Source organism: Paenibacillus taichungensis (genome assembly GCF_013359905.1).
GTDB classification, from domain to species: domain Bacteria; phylum Bacillota; class Bacilli; order Paenibacillales; family Paenibacillaceae; genus Paenibacillus; species Paenibacillus taichungensis.
This window is the reverse complement of sequence record NZ_JABMCC010000104.1, coordinates 211,098-230,921: the sequence shown is the minus strand read 5'-3', so window position 1 is coordinate 230,921 and position 19,824 is coordinate 211,098. Positions and strand designations below refer to the sequence as shown.

The window sequence follows — 19,824 nt, the reverse complement described above, 5'->3', positions numbered from 1 at the left end:
TATAGCTGAATCATATATAATAGATGGGATTTGTAATGAAGCATGCATGAAAAGAAGTGTACAGGCTCAAGGTATACCTCAAGTTTAAAGGGGGCGAAATGAAGCATGTCAGAACAACAACCGATTATCCGGTTCGACCGGGTGACCCAGCAATACGATCAGGATGAAGCCGTATTGAAGGAAGTCAGCTTCGAGATTGAGCGGGGTAAATTTTATACGCTACTCGGCCCGTCAGGCTGCGGGAAAACAACGATATTGCGCCTGATCGCCGGCTTTGCGGAGCCGACACAGGGCAGTATTTATTTTAACGGTGCACTGATTAACCAAGTGCCGGCTCACCAGCGGCAGGTGAATACCGTATTTCAGGATTACGCGTTATTTCCACATTTGAACGTATTTGAGAACGTAGCTTTTGGTTTGCGGATCAAAAAAATGAAAACCGCCGAAATTCGCGGCAAAGTGCTGGAAGCACTCAAGTTCGTCAATCTCTCCGGTTATGAAAACCGTGAAATTGGCGAGATGTCCGGCGGACAGCGGCAACGTGTCGCCATTGCGCGGGCGATTGTGAATGAGCCCGAGATTTTGCTGCTGGACGAGCCGCTTTCGGCGCTCGATCTGAAGCTGCGGACCGAAATGCAGTATGAACTGCGTGAGCTGCAACAGCGATTGGGCATTACGTTTATTTTTGTCACGCATGATCAGGAAGAAGCCTTAGCGATGTCAGATGAGATCTTTGTCCTGAACGGTGGCGTCATTCAACAAAGCGGCACGCCGAATGATATCTATGATGAGCCGATTAACCGTTTTGTGGCGGACTTTATTGGTGAATCGAACATTGTATCCGGCAAAATGAAGCAGGACTTTGTGGTGGAATTCGCTGGCGCAGAGTACGAGTGTGTCGATCAGGGTTTGCAGCGGGACGAGCCTGTGGAGATTGTGATCCGTCCAGAGGATATGGAGATTACAACCGAGGAACAGGGCAAGATGCAGGTCAACGTGGACTCCCAGCTGTTCCGTGGGGTGCACTACGAGATATCCACATACGATGATGCTGGTAATGAGTGGCTGGTGCATTCCACGAAGAAAGCCGTTGTAGGTGCTCGTATTGGACTGTATTTTGACCCGGAAGCCATCCACGTCATGCGCTTTAACGAGACGGAAGAAGAGTTCGATAAACGTCTGGAAGCCTATCAAGAGGCCGTTCATGCAGACTAAGGCGAGTACACGCAATGCGTATCTGATTCCATATGTATTATGGATGGTGTTGTTTGTAGTTGCTCCGGTTCTGCTGGTGGTGTATTACTCGTTCTTCGATGTGGAGGGCAATTTCACGCTGGGTAACTACGCTCGCTTCTTTACACCTGTGTACATGCAGATGACCCTGAGCTCGTTCTGGTATGCATTTCTGATCACGGTGTTCTCGCTGTTGGTCTCGTATCCGACGGCGTATTTACTAACTCGTACAAAGCACAAGCAGCTGTGGCTGCTGCTTATTATTTTGCCAAGCTGGATCAATCTGTTGTTAAAAGCGTACGCCTTTATCGGCCTCTTCGGAACGTATGGCTTGACCAATTCCCTACTTGAAGTAGTGGGCATTGGCACACAACAGATTCTGTTCACCGATTTCAGCTTTATCTTTGTTTCAGTGTACATCTTCATTCCATTCATGATCCTGCCGATCTTCAACGCGTTGGAAGAGATGAATCCATCGCTGATCTATGCAGCACGGGATCTCGGGGCATCATCATGGCTGACGTTCCGCCGGGTTATCTTCCCACTGACGCTCAGCGGTGTGAAATCCGGCTGCCAGGCCGTATTTATTCCGGCGCTATCCTTGTTCATGATTACCCGCCTTATTGCGGGAAACCGGGTAATTACGCTGGGAACAGCGATTGAGCAGCATTTTCTCGTCACCCAGGACTGGGGGATGGGTTCGACGATTGCCGTCTTTTTGATTATTGCGATGGCGATCATTATGTTCCTGACCGGATCAGGCAAAAAGGAGGTGCGTAATGGGAAGAAACGGAAAGCTGTCTAACGTCTATCTGGCCGTTGTATTCGCCATACTGTACGCACCGATCGCGTATCTGATCTTCTATTCCTTCAACAGTGGCGGGCATATGCGCGGCTTCGAAGGATTTACATTGGAATGGTACAGGGAAGTATTTGCCGATACTCGGCTGCTGATCATTGTACTGAATACGTTTATTATTGCGCTCCTGTCCTCGGCGATCTCTACGATGCTCGGTGTGGCAGGAGCACTGGCGATCTATCATGTGCGGCGCAAACGGACCAAGAATACGTTGCTGTCACTCAATAATGTGCTGATCGTTAGTCCGGATGTCATCATTGGTGCATCCTTTCTGATTCTGTTCACCATGATTGGCATCAAGCTTGGATTCACTTCGGTATTGTTGTCACATATCGCATTCAGCGTGCCGATTGTCGTGATTATGGTGCTGCCAAAGCTTCAGGAGATGAGTCCAACGCTGATGGATGCGGCACGCGACCTGGGTGCTGGATCGTGGCAGATTCTGACCCGTGTGGTGCTGCCATACGTCAAACCGGGTATATTTGCCGGGTTCTTCATGGCCTTGACGTACTCGCTTGATGACTTCGCAGTAACGTTCTTTGTTACAGGGAACGGATACTCCACACTCTCTGTGGAGATTTATTCAAGAGCAAGGCAGGGTGTATCATTGTCCATCAATGCGCTGTCCACGCTGCTGTTCCTGCTGACGGTGCTGCTGGTGGTTGGGTATTACTTCATTAACCGCCGTGCCGCGCGTACGCCTGCCGGAAGGGGGCTGCGTCCATGAATCAACTGGTACGGACATTTGCAATTGTATTTGTGGCTGCCTTTGCCTTGATGATTCTCGCTTCATATCTGAACAAGAGTCAGGGATATTCCGGCGGCAACACGTTGACGATTTACAACTGGGGCGATTATATCGACCCCGATTTGCTGAAGGAATTTGAGCAAGAGACTGGCATCAAGGTGATCTACCAGACGTTTGATTCGAACGAAGCGATGTTAACCAAGATTGAGCAGGGCGGAACGACGTTTGATGTGGCGATTCCTTCCGAGTATGCGATTAGCAAAATGAAAGAGGAAAACCTGCTCATTCCGCTGGATCACAGCAAGCTGCCCAATCTGAGCAACATCGACTCTCGGTTCATGGACCTATCCTTTGATGAGGACAACAAGTACTCCATCCCTTACTTCTGGGGTACGGTAGGTATTGTATACAATCCTGAACTGGTTGATGGGTTAACATTTGAGAGCTGGAACGACCTGTGGGACCCACGTTTGAAAAATCAAATCTTGCTGCTCGACGGTGCCCGTGAAGTCATCGGTATGGGGCTGAACAGCCTCGGGTATTCGTTGAACGATACGAACGAAGATCATCTGCAGGAAGCTTTGAAGAAACTGTCCACCCTGACGCCTAACGTCAGAGCGATTGTCGGAGACGAGATCAAAATGCTGCTGGCAAACGAGGAAGCGGCGGTTGGACTCGTATGGTCCGGTGATGCGTCAGAAATTATGGATGAGAACGACAAGCTGGATTACGTGGTTCCGGAGGAAGGCTCGAACCTTTGGTTCGATAACATGGTCATTCCGAAGACTGCGAGTAATATTGAAGGCGCTCATCAGTTTATTAACTTCATGCTGGACCCGGATCATGCGGCTCGTAATGCTGAATATGTCGGGTACTCTACACCGAACGCCGAGGCATTGAAGCTGCTGCCAGAGGATATTTCGGAGGATGAGCGATTCTATCCAGATGAGACGCTGACGGGTAAGCTGGAAGTATACAATAATCTGGGCAAAAAAATGCTCTCGCATTATAACGATTTGTTCCTTGAATTTAAAATGCATAGCAAGTAAAGGTATTCGAGTGAGATGTACAGCGTCTCTCTGATTCGTTAAAACTCAAATGGGAATAAATGATCACCAATAGCCGTGTAAAGTTCGTTAGAATAAATAGGGGTGCAGCTCGTCATTTCAATTAAATGACGAGCTGCACCCCTTTATTTTTTTACCCTGCCTCAGAGCAAATAGCTCAGGTAGGTTGTCTTATCTTTGTTTACACGTTAACGGAGGGGACAGAACAAACGAAGGAAGCGAAGCGTGCGCCTAAAAGCTTTCTGAAAGAAAGCTACTTCGAAAGCATACGCTTATCCCCGGATTTTCCCATTCTAGATGGGATTCAAAAAAATCTGGGGATAACAGCGATCCGAAGTTGTTCTGTCACCGCAGTGGTCAAGTGTAAACGACATAAGATTTACATGCGCTTTTTGCGACCCACAATGATCCATGCCCCGCCCATAATCAGCACAATGGCCACGAACGGCTGGACAAAGGACAGGCTGTTCAGCATCGTGCCAATCGACATGACGGAGAAGAATAACAGTGAGATAACTGTCAGAATGTTGATTGGAATCAGCAACCATTTGTTACGGCCACCGAACCAATACAATTCAAACAAACCTACCGCTACCGCAAGAATGAAGCCAGGCCACATCGTGCTCCAGTTACCGAAGAGCATGGCGATCTGGCTGACAATACCTGCCGTAAGCAAGATGCCCCCGGGAACCAGCAATCCGATCCCTCGTCCAATCATGGAGAAGTACAGCCAGTGGAAGAATAGCCCCAGTGGAATCACAAATAGGGTGGGCCAGAACGTGGCGAAGATCGTACCCGGACCGAGTGAACCTCCCTGGTTCAAAATCAGGTATACGCCGAGCAAAATAAGCACAGGCGCAAGGATGGTGCGTTTAGCCATAATATCTCTCCTTTTCAATACAAGATCAATTCCCGAACGGTCATGGAGTATGTTTTCTCGTTATTCACAGCATACCATGAACCGCAAAAGGGTATCCTCGGTCTTTGGAGTTAAACTGAACCTAGACTAAAGTCTAGGTTAAAAACATGCAATCGAGATTAGTCCAATCAAAGGCTCCACTGAAACGTTCCGTCTGAAATGGCTGGATAAATTGATAAAGATGGGCATGAAGCAAGGTGGCAGAAGTAAACCTCATGCCTGTCACTCAACGAATGCTAACCAACAAGTTTAGCTCAACTTTAGCAGCCATGGAGTTATATTAGCTATGTCACGTTGTTTGCTATGTAAAGAAGCCCACTCCGCGAAGTGTGGGCCCTTTTCTATTATTAAAACAGGACAATCCGTTATTTCAATACATCAGAATGCTTCTTGCCCCAGCTGTTCACGCCATCATCTTCGATAATTGAAATGGCCGCATCAGCGATGTCCGGATCTGTCATTAACTTCTCTTGGATACGGAACTTGATATCATCGGCATCGGCAAGACTCAATCCTTTGGTCAGTTCAATTAGACCTTCTACGTGATAATAACGACCTTCCTGAATAATGCGCATCATCTGGATATCTGCAACATGAGAGTCTGCCAGAATGGTCTGGGATACTTTATCCTCAACATCCTGTGGAGCGGCTACACCAATCAGTCCGATCATATTGTCATAACCGACACGGAAAGCGACAGCAATCATCAAGCATCCAATAATGGTCGTCACGATTCCATCCAGCAATGCAAAATTGGTCAGTGCAATGACGACGACAGAGATCAGTGCGAGTGTCGCACCGAGTACCGCTACAATATCTTCGTAAAATACAAGCCGTGTTGGCGGTGCGGCGCGTCCTACATTTTTGATCGCAGCAGGGAACAGGGCGAGGCCTGTCGCTTTGGGCGCGCGTGCTTCGTGTAGAATTTCTTTCATCGCTTTAATCAAAATGGCTCCATCGATCACAATGTTAAGCACCAGCACACCGATGTTAATCCAGATACCGCCGGAATGAGCAGCCGGATGCAGTAACAAGTGAATCCCTTCATGGATCGTTTCATACGCCATAATGGTAACAACGATAACGGCAATCATACAGAAAATGTTGATGACCCGCCCGAATCCGGTCGGAAAGCGGCGTGTAGGTTTTTTCTCGGACAACACACTTCCGACAAAGACAAACCCTTGGTTGATGGCATCGGCTAGAGAGTGCATCGCCGAGGCGAACATGGCGCCACTGCCACTGAATAGAAAGGCTCCTCCTTTGCACAGTGCAAGTACAGCATTTCCTGCCATAGCTACAGCCGAGGATGTGTTCCCCTTTTTGACGAGAGACATTAAGCTCTCAGACTTTGGTTGTTCAGCCACTTCGAATGTTCCTCCCAGAAAGATGTGATAGGTGTAGAAAGAGTATTCCTTAATTACAGCTTGGTCATTTCCACTAAATGTTATTATAGCTTGCTTTACAAATCCCAGCATTATGCAAAAAAGGTCATATCACTAAAAACACCCGTGCGAGTTCGCACGAGTGTCTGGTTATTTTTATATAAGGTGTTATATCAATGAATCAATCAAATTTCCAGCAAGACAGGCTCAGGTTGCCATACTGATAGGCTTTGAACAGGAGTGATGCCTGCTTGTTCTGATCTCCCGCACCCATGGCGAGCAGCAATGGTACAAAATGCTCTGGCGTTGGCACGGCTGCTTGGGCTGATGGCGCCAGTTTGTCATAGGCGAAGAGGGACTCTGTATCCCAACTCACCAGTTTGTCTTGCAGCCAGTTGTCAAACGCCATGGCCCAAGGGTCAACGCCTGCGCTTTCCCAGTTTAACTGACGCAGGTTGTGTACCGTTCCTCCACTGCCAATCACTAGAACGTCCTGCTCACGCAATGTAGCCAGCGCTTGTCCTACCTGATATTGCTGTTCATTGGACAGATATCGATTCACGGATAAAGCAACGACCGGAATGTTCGCATTCGGATAGAGCAGACGAAGGACGACCCATGCACCGTGGTCCAGACCGCGAACGGAGTCACTTTCTACAGGAATCCCAGCATTCGCGAACAGGCGCTTGATTTCCGCTGTTGTCTCTTCATGTCCTTGAGCAGGATATTTGATCTGATACAGCTCGGGCTGGAAGCCGCCGAAATCATAGATGGTTTCGTAATTGGCTACTGAAGAAACCAACTGAGTTGTAGATTCCCAGTGAGCAGAGAACAATACGATCGCTTTGGGTTTCGGCAGTTCCTGTCCAAGTTTTTGCAGAAATTCAGTGTATGCATTTTCCTCCAGTGCAAGTGATGGCGCACCGTGAGCAATAAACAGGGATGGCATCATTATGAATTCAGTCCTTTCGGGTCTTCGGCAGTCAGCTTGGCATCCGTCCGAAGCCATTGTTGAAATTGTTGATATAAGTCGGGGGTGACTTGATGTCCACCGTGATATGGAACGTACGTAACGTTATTGGTCTGTTCACGGAAGAAGCTGGCGTTATCTTCACCAAGTTGCAGCGGGAAGAGATGATCCTGATCGCCATGCGATATAAATACAGATAACTCCGAGTTGGGCTTTATCTTGTATTCGTCTTTCACAAATTGCGGAATGTAACCACTCATAGCTACAATTCCCTTAATTGCATCTCCCATAATCAGCGAGAGCGTCATCGCCATAATGGCTCCCTGACTGAACCCAGCGATATAACGCCGTGCGGGATCAATGGCATATTTGGCAGACAAGTCAACGATTAGCTGTTGCAGTCCCTGAACAGAGGCGTCGAACAATTCACGGACGGGATTGCCAATGCTTTTAATTTGAAAATAGGCGTAGCCGCTCCCCTGACCAATAGGCCCACGTACGGCGACGATAATAAAATCGGACTGAAGAGGCTCCATTAAGCGAAGCATATCCTGTTCATCCGAACCCATGCCATGCAGGGCAAAGATAACGGGATATTGTTGTTCTGTATTGTAATTGGAAGGAAGCCGAACCTCGTAAGTCAATGAATAATTCAATGCAACCACCACCTGATAAGAAATAAGTAATCAAAATAAAGTTCACTAATATGAAATTAATATTCTTATTGATGAACAAAATTTATCATGATTCCATTGTAGGGTCAATATTTTTTTTGTATTATGAAAATATGTTCCGTATAAGAAATCTATAATGATCTATAACGATGTAGCAGGCGGATCGGCAAAGTAATCCATATATTACTCCCAAGGACGTGATAATAATGCTCAACGGAATCGTACCTATTCTGAGGATATTTGATGAAGACAAGGCGAAAGAGTTCTACCTGGAATATCTGGGTTTTCGATTGGAATGGGAACATCGGTTTGAGCCAGATTTGCCGTTATATATGCAGGTATCTTTGGATTCCATTCAATTGCATCTATCCGGACATCATGGCGATTGTACGCCTGGAGCGGCTTTACGAATAGAAACGGATGCGCTTGATGCATTATGTGAGGCGCTCAATCGGAAAAAGTACAAGCATTCCAGACCTGGCATTACCGACACGCCGTGGAATCTAAGGGAAATGACAGTGATTGATCCGTTTGGCAACCGGATTGTTTTTTATGAACCAAACGCAGAATAAGATGGAGTAATGAATATACAGATCGGATATACAGATCAAAGGGGGAGGATTGCAGCATGGATATTGGTCTAGCCATTCGTACGATCCGCAAACAAAAACAGATCACCATCATGCAAATGTGCGAAGGTACGGGGCTATCCAAGGGATTTATCAGCAACGTGGAAAATAATAAGACATCACCGTCCATCGCGACGCTCGAAAGTATCGCGGATTATCTGGAAGTGCCACTGCCATACTTGCTGCTGTCACCGGAACAGCGGATGAACGTGGTGCGCAAGGATGAGCGCAAGGAGACGACTGCCGGAAGTGGGCAGATCAAAGTACAACATCTAACAGCCAAGGGCGCCATGCGTATGTCCATTGTGGAGCTGCCAGCAGGTGCATCGACTGGAGTTAATAAGCACGCCGGAGAAGAAAGCCATCTGGTTCTGCAAGGCCGAATTCGCGCAGAGCAGTGTGAGGATGTAGAGATTCTGGAAGCGGGGGATTCATTCAGCTGGAATGCCATCGTTCCCCACGAAGTAACCAATATTGGGGAGGAGCCCGCGGTAGTACTGATCGCCGTGTCCAAGGAGTTGGATTTGGATCATTTGTGGAACGCATAAGCAGAGGATCTTGGAATGGAGAAGGAGAGAAGTAACGCTGCATTAATCATAAGGATAGAGAATCAGCGTGATGAATCGTATTCGGACACTTTGGCGGCTACTGAATATGTAAAAGGCCGCCCAGAGGTTTCTCTGGCGGCCGGATGGTGACGGAGTGCATCATTAGAAATGGTTGCTTCGTCATTCATTGTTCTTTATAAATGGTCTGACTACTCTTGCTTACTGTGGATTGGTTGTCCAGATGCCTGCGGCTTTAACAAATACACGGTCCGACAGTTTGAGTGTCGCCAAAGCCAGTTCAGCTACGTCTTCCGCTTGCATCATGCGGTCTTCGTCTCCAATTTTGAGTCCGGCATTCGTTGCCAGCTCCGTGTTCACTGTACTTGGTGTTAACGCAGTAACCCGGATATTGGATTTGCGCACTTCCTGCATCAGGGATTCGGTCATGCCGAGCAATGCGAATTTGGAAGCACAGTAAGCTGAGCCTGTAGCAAATCCACGCTCGCCTGCGGTGGAGGCGATGTTGATAATGCTGCCGCTGCTTTCCTTAATCATGCTTGGCAGTACAGCACGAGTTACATAGTATGTACCCATGACATTAACATGCAGGATACGTTCCCACTCTTCCGGGTCCATGTCCAGTAGTGTGCCGAAGCTTGCAATGCCTGCATTGTTGATCAGAATGTCGACTGCGCCAAGCTCCATCTCAATCGCAGCTACGGCTGCTTCAGCCTGAGTACGATCGGAAATATCCGCAATGGCACTGGTTACTTTTACACCATATTCCTGGCTTAGCGATTGCTGGAGAGCCTCCAGATCGGAGGCCGTCCGAGCGATAAGTCCAAGATGTACACCTTCCTTGGCAAGTGCTTCAGCAATGGCACGGCCAATACCTTTACCGGCGCCAGTGATGACAGCCGTTTTATTTTTAAGTTCCATGTGGGTAACTCCTCCTTAGAATTGGACTAGCATTTAATTATACTATATTACCCACAGTTCGAATATTTGCTTCATCATGATTTATGATGATTGTTTGATTTTGATGCTACCTGAGGTAGTGCGAGCTTTGATGACTTCGCGGCTTACCATGGGTGAATCAGGTATATTCACATCACCGGATGTGGCCTGTGCATCGTAAATGCCGTCAAAATCAGGCGCTGCCTGTATGGAGATATCTCCTGACTGTCCCGATACATCAATTGGACCGGAAACTTCTTGCTCAATTTTCACACTACCGGAAGTGAACTTAACATTTGCTGCACCGTTCAATTGCGTAATTTTGGTATCTCCCGACTGTACACTTCGGGTCACATCGCCATCAATGCCATTCAGCGTGAAACTTCCGGAAGTTTGTTTGACTTCCATATCTCCTGCAATTGCTGCAGCTTTAATGTCTCCTGAAGTTAGATCGAGTTGAATGCTTGGTGCGGTAATGTCCTGAAGGTGAATGCTTCCAGACGTAGTGTTAAGGTCCAAAGTATTGGCATGCAGACCCTTCAGATCCAGGTCACTGGAAGAAGAGACGATGTTAACTTCATCCAGCTGATGTCCTTCAGGTAACGCTACTGTGATCGTTTGCTGCTGATTATTCCAATAAAGGGTGAAAAATTGCAAACGCAAACGCTCTTCCTGATTTAACGTAAAGGTTCCATCCTTGATCGAAGCCTGTTTAAAACCTTCAATTACGGCCGGGTCCCACTTTCCGTCGACTTCAATGTAGCCATTGGAATCCGGACTGACAACGAATTCAATATCTGCGCTTAAGTTGGCATTCATCATGATATTGTGCAGCTCATCATTTTTGAATTCCCAACGTTTGGAGTAGGGTTCTCTCTTGTCTCCGAACTGAACTCCGTAAATGGAGGTTCCGAGCAAACCGATACCGATACATAGTATGGCTAAAGCAATCCATTTTTTGGTGCTCATGACTAGACATCCCCTTTCATCGTCTTTTGATTCCATCTTATATACTGAAGAGTGATTGACTTAAAGGCTTTAAACACCGATTTTGTTGCAATGGCGAATAGAATGCCTACACCGAATACTCCAATCGAAACGAACAATTCAGAATACTCAAAATGGCCGAGATATAAGAAATCCACAGCAGCAGCGACCGGAGCTACTACCAGCAGCGACAAACTGGCAATGGTGAGCCATACCGACCACAGAGTCAGTCCTAGCGGAATCGCGAGTATGATGTTCAAGAAAAAAAGTCCGATGGCCGTGAAGAAGTTGCGTGCAGCCCGATTCCCCTTCTTTTGCTGTGAACGCATTTCTTCGAATGTTGGCGCATAAAACGGATCAGATCCTGGCGTGTGTGCATCATATCGGTCACCTAACGCTTCTTTGGCAATCTCGATCGGATGCCCCAGTTCCCGCGCAATCTCTTCTTCTAGTCTTCCTTCTCTTAATCCCATCTCAAAATGCTGTTCATAATCAGCGAGCAATTCGGCCCGTTCCAGCGGGTCCATCGGTCTTAGATGAATCTCCATTGCCTGCATGAATTGTTGTCTATTCATTTGGGGTACCTTCCTCTATAAGATTTGCGACATTGCGCACAAAACTATTCCATTCATTCGTGAGAGTCTTCATATAGTCACGGCCGGTATCAGACAGTTTGTAGTACTTACGTGGTGGGCCTTCACTGGATTCCTGCAGGTAAGTCGTACAATAGCCGTCATTGACCAATCTCCGCAAAAGGGGATACAGCGCACCTTCCGCCACTTCAATATGCTGGGATACAGCCTGAGCCAGTTCGTAGCCGTAACGATCCTGGCGGTTGATCAGCACGAGGACGCATAGTTCCAGCACCCCTTTTTTGAATTGAATATTAACATTCACTTGGGTTCCTCCTTGTTGCTCTATCCAATCACTAGTGTGTATTGTTCAGTAGTCGTGAATTCATCATAGCACCCGGTACTGTTTAATGCAAGATAGTGATTTTAAAATAGTTCCGTATCACGATGTCCCGCTGAGTTGGACTAACTTCGTTTTCTCGCTAATTAATCTATAGATCAGCATACGCAAAACCCGAATCGGTTACTTCCGTCTGAAGACGGATTCCGATCCGGGTCTATGGGATGAAGGTATACAACGATGGGGGTATCAGCTTAGTTTATTCTTGTGCTTCCAGCATCTTAAGGTCTTTAACAGCAGGGCCTTCAATGACTTTGCCTGCGTAATCGAAGCGTGAGCCGTGGCATGGGCAATCCCAGGAACGTTCCCCAGCATTCCATTCGACTTCACAACCCAAATGGGTGCAGGTAGTATCCACCAGAAAGAGTTTGCCGGTCGGGTCCTTGTAGGCGCCAGCACGTTTACCGTCATGGCGAACCACAGCCCCTTCATCGTTGCCGAGTTCTCCCGTGTTCTTGTGAATAATGCCGACTTTGCCAGAGATCAGCTCCGCGGCTACATTGACATTCTCTACAAGGAAGTTTTTCACACCAGGGTCTACCTTGAATCTTGCAGGATCGAATACAGCAGCGTAAGCGTTGTCGCGTCCGGTAATCCGGTCCGTAAGGATATGCCCAGCCATCGTTCCTGTGGTCATTCCCCATTTGGCAAAGCCGGTAGCCACATAGACACGTTCATGTCGTCCTGTAATTGGCCCAATGTAAGGGACCTTATCGATGGAGATCAGATCCTGGGCTGACCAGCGGAAAGGGATGTTGCGAATGCCAAATGTTTCTGCTGCATAGCGCTCCAAATTTTCATAATGACCGACGGTACAGATGCCCTGTCCGGTTTTGTGATTTTCCCCGCCAAAGAGGATGTGTTCCTTCCCTTTATGAATGACAGCACGCAGGGATCGATAGGGTTCATCGTCAGAGATATACATGCCACCGGTGAAAGGTTTCTGAGGTTCTACAACGACAGCATAGGAACGTTCAGCGTGCAGCCGTGAAAAATAAAATCCGGGGTCATAGACCGGAAAATGGGAGGCAACAACGACATGTTCGGCTGTTACGGATGGACCATTCTCATATGTACGCACATGTAGCGAGGCATCTTCTTCTACATCGGTTACCGTTGTATGTTCGTAGATGCGTACACCTTGCTTGACTGCGGATTCCAGTAAGTAATGCAAATAACGGAGCGGGTCAAAGCGAGCTTGTCCCGGCATCTTAATCCCTGCCCTGGACGGAACAGGGATGGGAAGGGGATCAACCCATTGACCAGGAATATTCAGCTTGCCATAGGCTGTCAGCTCAATCTCCAGCTTCTTGAGATTTTCCTCGGATTGAATGTAGACATAGGCATCTTCCTCAGCCCACTGGCAATCAATCTGTTTCTCTTTTACCAGATCACGCATCCACTTGGCAGCTGTTGCATTGCCTTCATAATACATGCGGGCCTGTTCTTCTCCAAAATGATGAAGCAATTCATCAAATATCACGCCATGCTGTGCCGATACCTTGGCCGTTGTATGGCCTGTTGTGCCATCCAGTACTTTTCCGGCTTCAAGCACGACCACACGCATGCCCTTCTGGGCCAGCAAATAGGCTGTTGTAATACCTGCAATTCCTGCACCAATAATGGCTACATCGGCGGTTGTATCTTCTGTCAGTTTCGGATATTCATTGAATGGGTTTGTTGCTCTCCACAGCGATTCCGGGATGGAGGGCAAACCTGACGGGGGTTGTTGATGGTCACTCACTCGATTTTCCTCCTTCAATATTCTTCTTCATTGAGGACTACGCCTAGCTCAATAAGTACGTCATATCTATACTCCTATCCATGATTACCATACTGTGCCAGAATAAAACGATTGTCCGCATACTTTCCTGAGGAAAGTTCACATTTTCCTGTGAAGCCCCCCTGTTTTTTTTACTAAACATGCTATATGATAGATTTACCGAAACCGTTTTAGTAAACGGAATTAAGAGTTAACGATGACTCATAAAGTGCTTATTCTAAAAGGTTAAATCTTCGAATTTTGAGGTCGGATACATCAAGAATTACCTCGTATTAATTTATCGGTTATGTATCCGCTATCATTCTAAATAAATCAATGAATTACCAAAGGAGATTCCATATTATGACCAACCAAACGAAATATCCTTTCCAGGATACAACGCTCGAACTGGATACACGTGTAAAGGACCTCGTGTCCCGTCTGTCGGAAGATGAGAAAATCGAATCGATGCTGCAATATCAACCCGCAGTAGAACGCTTGGGTATCGCAGCATATAAACACGGTACAGAGGCAGCTCATGGTCTTGCCTGGCTTGGCGAAGCGACTTCCTTCCCGCAGCCGGTAGGGCTAGCATGCACATGGGATGCGGATCTGATGAAAGAGATCGGCTCCGTGATCGGAGACGAGGCACGTGTATTTTACAAACGCAATCCAGCAGTAAACGGTCTGACTCTGTGGGCACCTACGGTTGATATGGAGCGTGATCCACGTTGGGGTCGGAACGAAGAGGCTTATGGTGAAGACCCGGAACTGACTGCTGAGCTGACAACGGCCTTGGTTAAGGGAATTCAGGGCGATCATCCGAAGTATTACAAGGCAGTTGCCACGTTGAAGCATTTCCTTGCTAACAATAATGAAGTGGACCGTGGCAGTGGTTCATCGAGCATTGATCCACGCAACATGCGTGAATATTATCTGAAGGCATTCGAGAAACCGTTTAAAGAGGGCGGCGCACAGTCAATGATGACCGCGTACAACTCAATTAACGGTACACCAGCATTGCTGCATCCGTTTGTAAACGAGATTGTGAAGGGCGAATGGGGCATGGATGGCTTCATCGTGAGTGATGCAGGGGATGTCATGGGGATCAAGAACGATCATAAATACTATGATTCCCACACACCAGGAACAGTAGAGTCCGTCAAAGCCGGAATTGACAGCATTACCGATGATGCGGATCTTTCGAAACAGGCACTGCGTGAAGGGCTGGAGCAAGGCACACTCACAATGGAAGACATCGATCTGGCGTTGTTCAATACGTTCCGTGTGCGTTTCCGTCTGGGTGAATTCGATCCGGCTGAGGGCAATCCATATGCTTCGATTGGTGAAGAAGCAATGATGACGGAGAAAGCGAAGGCCCTGTCACTGAGAGCAGCAAGAGAACAAGTGGTACTGCTTAAAAATGATAAAGGCACACTGCCGCTGGATAAAACAAAATCCGGCAAAGTGGCTGTGATTGGCCAACTAGGCGGAACAGTCTATCGTGACTGGTATGCAGGCACCATGCCATATAGCGTATCCCCGCTTGAAGCGATCAGTGGCAAAGTAGGCGGCGACAAGGTTGCATTCAAGGATGGCAATGACCGCATTACATTGACTTCAGTGGCAAGCGGTAAGGCTGTCGGATTGGCTGAGGATGAGAAATCATCCATCATTGCTTCAGGGAATGCTGAGACATTTACAGTGAGTGACTGGGGCTTTGGCAGTTACACGTTGAAGGCAGACAGTAATGGGAAATACCTGACGACGGATGAAGAAACGGTTACGGCATCGGCGGATGAAGTATATGGCTGGTTTGTGAAGGAAGTATTCCATCTGTTGCCACAACAGGACGGAAGCGTGGGGCTGACGACTTGGAACGGTAAAACAGTAACGGCACCCAATAATGGAAACGATGCGTTTGCGGTATCCGAAGAGTTGAAATCTTTCGGTGCTACGGAAACGTTCAAAAAGGATATTGTGGTGAATGGATTGGAAGAAGCGGTTGCGGCCGCGAAGGAAGCGGAGACGGCGATTGTATTTGTCGGCAACAATCCGCTTGTAAATGGTAAAGAAGAGATCGACCGCCCAAGTCTGGACCTGGCTGAATCCCAGCAGCGTCTGGTTGAAGCTGTGTATGCAGCGAATCCAAATACCGTTGTAGTTATCGTGGGAAGTTACCCGTTCACGTCCAACTGGGTGCAGGAGAACATTCCGGCTGTATTGTATACATCCCATGCAGGACAAGAGTTGGGGAACGCTATAGCTGACGTATTATATGGCGATTATGCACCAGCAGGCCGCCTGAATATGACGTGGGTACAATCCGCAGATCAGCTGGCCGATATCAGAGACTACGATATCATTCAATCCGGACGTACGTATCAGTATTTTGAAGGTGATGTACTGTATCCATTCGGACATGGATTAACGTATGCATCGTTTAAATACAGTAATTTGGAGCTGAACCCGGCCCAAGCTGGAGTCGAAGAGATCATTACTGTGCATGTGGACGTGACAAATACAGGTACGATCGCCAGTGATGAGGTTGTACAGTTGTATGTGCGTGCCGGACAGTCCCGTGTGAAGCGTCCACTCAAAACGTTAAAAGGTTTCCGTCGTCTTCATATTGAAGCTGGAGCTACAGTAAAAGTCAGCTTCATACTGCCAGTTCAGGAACTGGCGATCTGGGATGTAACCCGTGATCGTTATGTGGTCGAAAGCGGCACCTACTCCATTATGGTGGGTAAATCTTCTGCCGATGTTCAGCTTGTTGCTGACCTGACAGTACAAGGGGAGACCATTCCTGCACGTAATCTGGGTGTGGCTACGCGTGCCGAGAATTACGATGCATACTTCGGTGTAGATCTGGATGAGAGCAAGGAAGGCGGAACTTCTGTCCGTGTGATTGGTGAACAAGGCTGGATTGCCTTCAAAGATGCAGATCTGGGCAGCAATGCAGCAGCGCTTGAAGCTCGTGTATCATCAGAGCAGGCAGATGCGGTATTGGAAGTTCGACTGGGTGCACCTGACGGTACACTGGCAGGACGCGTGGAACTGGCACATGGCGAGGCACAGCAGTGGTCCACGGTTAAGGCAGACCTGAAAGGTGTATCAGGTCAACAGGATGTATACCTTGTGTTGTCCGCAGGAGTACGTGTCAGTCATTTCGAGATTCATTAAGTCGGATAAAAAGACCTTTCAAGATAAACAAATAGAATGATGGTAAATGAAAAAAGCCTCCGAAGAAATTTGGAGGCTTTTATTTGCATTCATAAGCTTCGTTTAGATTGAGGAATCAGCGGTTACTCGTTCTCTTGCTGTACGAGCAGCATCCACCATGATGCTCAATGCATCTACAACTTCGGCTTTACCACGTGTTTTCAGTCCGCAGTCAGGGTTCACCCAGAACAGATCTGCTGGCAGCACCTGAAGTGCACGCTCGATCATATTCAACATCTCGTCCTTGCCTGGAACACGCGGACTGTGGATATCGTATACACCGAGTCCGATGCCTTTGTCATACGTATTCTGCTCGAAGCTGCCTACCAGTTCCCCATGGCTACGGGATGTCTCGATCGAGATCACATCTGCATCCAGGTCGCTGATGGCTTCAATAATATCATCGAACTCGCAGTAGCACATATGGGTATGCACCTGCGTTGTTGGTTTTACGGTTGCAGTAGCCAAACGGAAGGATTCCACGGCCCATTGCAGGTACTCATCCCACTTGCTTCGTTTGAGAGGAAGTCCTTCACGCAGAGCTGGCTCATCGACCTGAATCATCTCAATGCCTGCTTGCTCTAGCGCTTCAACCTCGTCCCGAATGGCGCGAGCAATCTGGTAGGATACTTCACTGCGTGGTATATCCGAGCGGACAAAGGACCAGTTCAGGATCGTTACCGGACCTGTGAGCATGCCTTTTACCGGTTTGCTGGTCAGTGTCTGGGCATAGGCTGTTTCTTTTACCGTCATCGGTTCATTGAACAGCACATCTCCATAGATTACAGGTGGCTTCACGCAGCGTGAGCCGTAGGATTGTACCCAGCCATTTTTGGTGAAGGCAAATCCGGTCAGCTTCTCACCGAAAAACTCGACCATATCGGTACGTTCGAACTCACCGTGTACCAGCACATCCAGACCAATTTCCTCCTGGATGGTAATCCACTCCTGGATCTGTTCACGAACATAGGCATCATATTGCTCCGCATTCCACTCCCCTTTACGGAAGAGTGCACGTGCTTTGCGCACATCCGCCGTTTGCGGGAAGCTGCCAATGGTTGTTGTTGGCAGCAGTGGGAGCGACCATTTTTGCTGCTGCAATTCGCGTCGCTCTTGGAATGACGCGTTACGAAGCAGCTGCTCATCAGCGTGCACCCCTCCAGGCGCGCCACTCAGGCGTGTCCGTGATTCGGACTCGCTCAGCAGGCGCACCGCTTCGGTGCTCGCCTGGGCGCGGCGGCTGGCTTCCGCCAAAGCCGCTGCCTGGTCCGCCTGCTTCGCACCGCCGGACAACAACGTGCCGAGCGTCGCTATTTCCTCCAGCTTCTCGTCGGCAAAGGCCAGGGCATTGCGCAGTACCGGATCAAGCGCGCTCTCTTGAGCGGCGGTAACCGGTACATGCAACAGGCTGCAGGAAGGCTGAATGATCAGCTTGCCTTCGGCTGCAAATTCAGCTACCTGCTCCAGCAGCTTCGCCGTCTCTGCGAGATCGGCGCGCCAGATGTTGCGCCCGTCGATGACACCGGCGCCCAACCATTTATCCTGCGGGAAGCCATGCTCCCGCAGGCTGGCGAAGTTGCCTTCATAGCCGTGGACCAGGTCCAGGCCGATTCCGGCAACAGGCAGAGCTGTCACGACCGGATAAGCTTCCACCGATTCGAAATACGTTTGAAGCAGCAGCTTCAACTCCGGTGCAGCTTGTGCCAAGGCAGCATACACCTGTTGCAGCAAAGCCTCATCTTCGGAAGAGACGGCCAGCGTCAGAGCAGGCTCGTCGATCTGTACCCACTGTACGCCTTCTGCTTGAAGCTCAGACAGAAGCTGGGCGTATACGGGAACGAGGCGAGTGACGATTTCTGCGAAGCGTTCCGCGTCATAGCCTTTGGCGAATCGTACATACGAGTACGGACCGACAACGACTGGTTTACCTTCCAGCCCAAGCTCCTGCTTCGCTTCGCGATAGGCGGCAAGGGGTTTATTTTCAAGCAATGCAAATGCAGTATCATTATGAATCTCAGGTACGATGTAGTGATAGTTCGTGTTCAGCCACTTGGTCATCTCACAGGCTGTTGCCTGATCATTACCCCGGGCCATGGCGAAGTAGGTAGATACGGATACGGGTCCGCCTGAATGGTTAAAGCGCTCAGGAACGACGCCAAACATCGCCGATACGTCAAGAATATGATCATAGTAGGAGAAGTCGCCCACAGGAATCAGATCGAGCTGCTGTGCCTGCTGTTTCTTCAGATCCTGCAACCGAAGCGTGGTTAGCTCCTGATGAAGCGTAGATTCATCGTTTCGGCCAGCCCAGAAGGACTCCAGTGCTTTTTTCCATTCGCGTCCCGCACCGATGCGGGGGTAACCGAGGTTGGCTGTCAGTACTTGTGGCTGTTGTTGCTGTGATTGCGACATGTAAAATTCCTCCTCATTTATAATAAGTGAACTCATCAAGTTGAAGCTATTGTGGTGTGCTTCTTTTGAAAGCATCAAAAAAAGGCATTCCTTCCGATTCCATACCCCGAGAAACAGGCATCATGAATGACGACTGTGCACAAAGATAGAATGGGAAAGAACACCTGCTATAAGTAGTTGTAGCGGCTGCTCTAACACCTCCCTATCTTCCGTAGGTCATGCGATGCTGTCGAAACAGGCAGGTCTCCTGGCTTGCGGATCATGGCCATATGCATTCCTTCCCGGTGGTTGCACCAGTGGATTATATGCATAGACTCCCCGTATACAGTGGCGGGACCGCGACGGACTTAAACCGTGCTTCCCTTTTAAGCCTGACCACGCATGTAGCGCGGTCGGCACCTGTTTCCGTGTGCAGAAATGTGCGTACACATCTCCGGCTATGAAATTGGCGACCAAGCATAGATGATAGATTGTATCATG

Annotated in this window: 18 protein-coding genes and 1 riboswitch; of the genes, 8 read left to right on the top strand and 10 right to left on the bottom strand. The window is 48.5% G+C overall.

The genetic code is table 11. The annotated features are described in order from the left end of the window. Positions 1-105 precede the first annotated feature (105 nt). From HP548_RS09295 to HP548_RS09280, 4 genes are read left to right on the top strand one after another with little or no spacing between them, the layout of a single operon-like run. Complete coding sequence (locus HP548_RS09295; protein ID WP_079695543.1) at positions 106-1,215, top strand: ABC transporter ATP-binding protein; 1,110 nt, start codon at positions 106-108, stop codon at positions 1,213-1,215. Then, complete coding sequence (locus tag HP548_RS09290; protein ID WP_024632841.1) at positions 1,205-2,038, top strand: ABC transporter permease; 834 nt, start codon at positions 1,205-1,207, stop codon at positions 2,036-2,038. Before HP548_RS09295 ends, HP548_RS09290 begins: the two co-directional genes overlap by 11 nt. After that, positions 2,013-2,819, top strand: coding sequence for an ABC transporter permease (locus tag HP548_RS09285; RefSeq protein ID WP_064641797.1), 807 nt, complete (start codon positions 2,013-2,015; stop codon positions 2,817-2,819). The genes HP548_RS09290 and HP548_RS09285 overlap by 26 nt, the downstream gene beginning before the upstream one ends. After that, positions 2,816-3,889: an ABC transporter substrate-binding protein gene (locus tag HP548_RS09280; RefSeq protein WP_175381475.1), complete on the top strand. Its 1,074-nt coding sequence runs from the start codon at positions 2,816-2,818 to the stop codon at positions 3,887-3,889. The genes HP548_RS09285 and HP548_RS09280 overlap by 4 nt, the downstream gene beginning before the upstream one ends. 397 nt (positions 3,890-4,286) lie before the next feature. On the opposite strand, the gene HP548_RS09275 is transcribed toward HP548_RS09280, so the two are convergent. The 4 genes from HP548_RS09275 to HP548_RS09260 form a co-directional block, all read right to left on the bottom strand. Further along, positions 4,287-4,787 carry an NfeD family protein gene (locus HP548_RS09275; RefSeq protein ID WP_076287481.1) on the bottom strand — a complete coding sequence of 167 codons (501 nt, stop codon included), beginning with the start codon at positions 4,785-4,787 and terminating at the stop codon, positions 4,287-4,289. Between the two features lie 404 nt (positions 4,788-5,191). After that, positions 5,192-6,193 carry a cation diffusion facilitator family transporter gene (locus HP548_RS09270; protein ID WP_175381474.1) on the bottom strand — a complete coding sequence of 334 codons (1,002 nt, stop codon included), beginning with the start codon at positions 6,191-6,193 and terminating at the stop codon, positions 5,192-5,194. 199 nt (positions 6,194-6,392) lie between these two features. After that, the gene (locus HP548_RS09265) at positions 6,393-7,163 is read right to left on the bottom strand and encodes a DODA-type extradiol aromatic ring-opening family dioxygenase (RefSeq protein ID WP_175381473.1); all 771 of its coding nucleotides are present in this window, start codon (positions 7,161-7,163) and stop codon (positions 6,393-6,395) included. Next, positions 7,163-7,837, bottom strand: coding sequence for an alpha/beta hydrolase (locus HP548_RS09260; RefSeq protein ID WP_175381472.1), 675 nt, complete (start codon positions 7,835-7,837; stop codon positions 7,163-7,165). Before HP548_RS09260 ends, HP548_RS09265 begins: the two co-directional genes overlap by 1 nt. A gap of 224 nt (positions 7,838-8,061) precedes the next feature. Here HP548_RS09260 and HP548_RS09255 point away from each other — a divergent pair, with 224 nt between their 5' ends. The 3 genes from HP548_RS09255 to HP548_RS33705 are packed head-to-tail and all read left to right on the top strand — an operon-like array spanning position 8,062 to position 9,182. After that, on the top strand, positions 8,062-8,427 hold the full coding sequence (locus tag HP548_RS09255; protein WP_175381471.1) for a glyoxalase superfamily protein: 366 nt from the start codon (positions 8,062-8,064) through the stop codon (positions 8,425-8,427). A 56-nt stretch (positions 8,428-8,483) separates the two neighbouring features. Continuing rightward, a complete protein-coding gene (locus HP548_RS09250) occupies positions 8,484-9,032 on the top strand; it encodes a helix-turn-helix domain-containing protein (RefSeq protein WP_064641803.1) in 549 nt (182 codons plus the stop codon). Between the two features lie 15 nt (positions 9,033-9,047). Beyond that, positions 9,048-9,182: a hypothetical protein gene (locus tag HP548_RS33705; RefSeq protein WP_281364824.1), complete on the top strand. Its 135-nt coding sequence runs from the start codon at positions 9,048-9,050 to the stop codon at positions 9,180-9,182. 69 nt (positions 9,183-9,251) lie between these two features. Here the strand turns inward: HP548_RS33705 and HP548_RS09245 are convergent, their stop codons facing one another. The 5 genes from HP548_RS09245 to HP548_RS09225 all read right to left on the bottom strand — a co-directional run bounded on the left by HP548_RS09245 (position 9,252) and on the right by HP548_RS09225 (position 13,692). Continuing rightward, positions 9,252-9,971, bottom strand: coding sequence for a 3-ketoacyl-ACP reductase (locus tag HP548_RS09245; RefSeq protein ID WP_064641804.1), 720 nt, complete (start codon positions 9,969-9,971; stop codon positions 9,252-9,254). 81 nt (positions 9,972-10,052) lie between these two features. Then, entirely contained in the window at positions 10,053-10,958 is a 906-nt protein-coding gene (locus tag HP548_RS09240; RefSeq protein WP_175381470.1) for a DUF4097 family beta strand repeat-containing protein, read from the bottom strand. Positions 10,959-10,960: 2 nt separating this feature from the next. Beyond that, positions 10,961-11,551, bottom strand: a complete 591-nt coding sequence (locus HP548_RS09235; protein WP_076287485.1) for an HAAS signaling domain-containing protein — start codon at positions 11,549-11,551, stop codon at positions 10,961-10,963. Continuing rightward, positions 11,544-11,873, bottom strand: coding sequence for a PadR family transcriptional regulator (locus HP548_RS09230; RefSeq protein ID WP_076287486.1), 330 nt, complete (start codon positions 11,871-11,873; stop codon positions 11,544-11,546). Before HP548_RS09230 ends, HP548_RS09235 begins: the two co-directional genes overlap by 8 nt. A 274-nt stretch (positions 11,874-12,147) precedes the next feature. Beyond that, positions 12,148-13,692, bottom strand: coding sequence for an FAD-dependent oxidoreductase (locus tag HP548_RS09225; protein WP_175381469.1), 1,545 nt, complete (start codon positions 13,690-13,692; stop codon positions 12,148-12,150). A 381-nt stretch (positions 13,693-14,073) separates the two neighbouring features. Here HP548_RS09225 and HP548_RS09220 point away from each other — a divergent pair, with 381 nt between their 5' ends. Beyond that, positions 14,074-16,893, top strand: coding sequence for a glycoside hydrolase family 3 C-terminal domain-containing protein (locus HP548_RS09220; protein WP_175381468.1), 2,820 nt, complete (start codon positions 14,074-14,076; stop codon positions 16,891-16,893). A gap of 102 nt (positions 16,894-16,995) precedes the next feature. Here HP548_RS09220 and metE read toward each other — a convergent pair whose 3' ends face one another. After that, entirely contained in the window at positions 16,996-19,344 is a 2,349-nt protein-coding gene (gene metE, locus HP548_RS09215; protein ID WP_175381467.1) for a 5-methyltetrahydropteroyltriglutamate--homocysteine S-methyltransferase, read from the bottom strand. A gap of 220 nt (positions 19,345-19,564) precedes the next feature. Further along, positions 19,565-19,762: riboswitch (cobalamin riboswitch) on the bottom strand. Between the last annotated feature and the right edge of the window lie 62 nt (positions 19,763-19,824).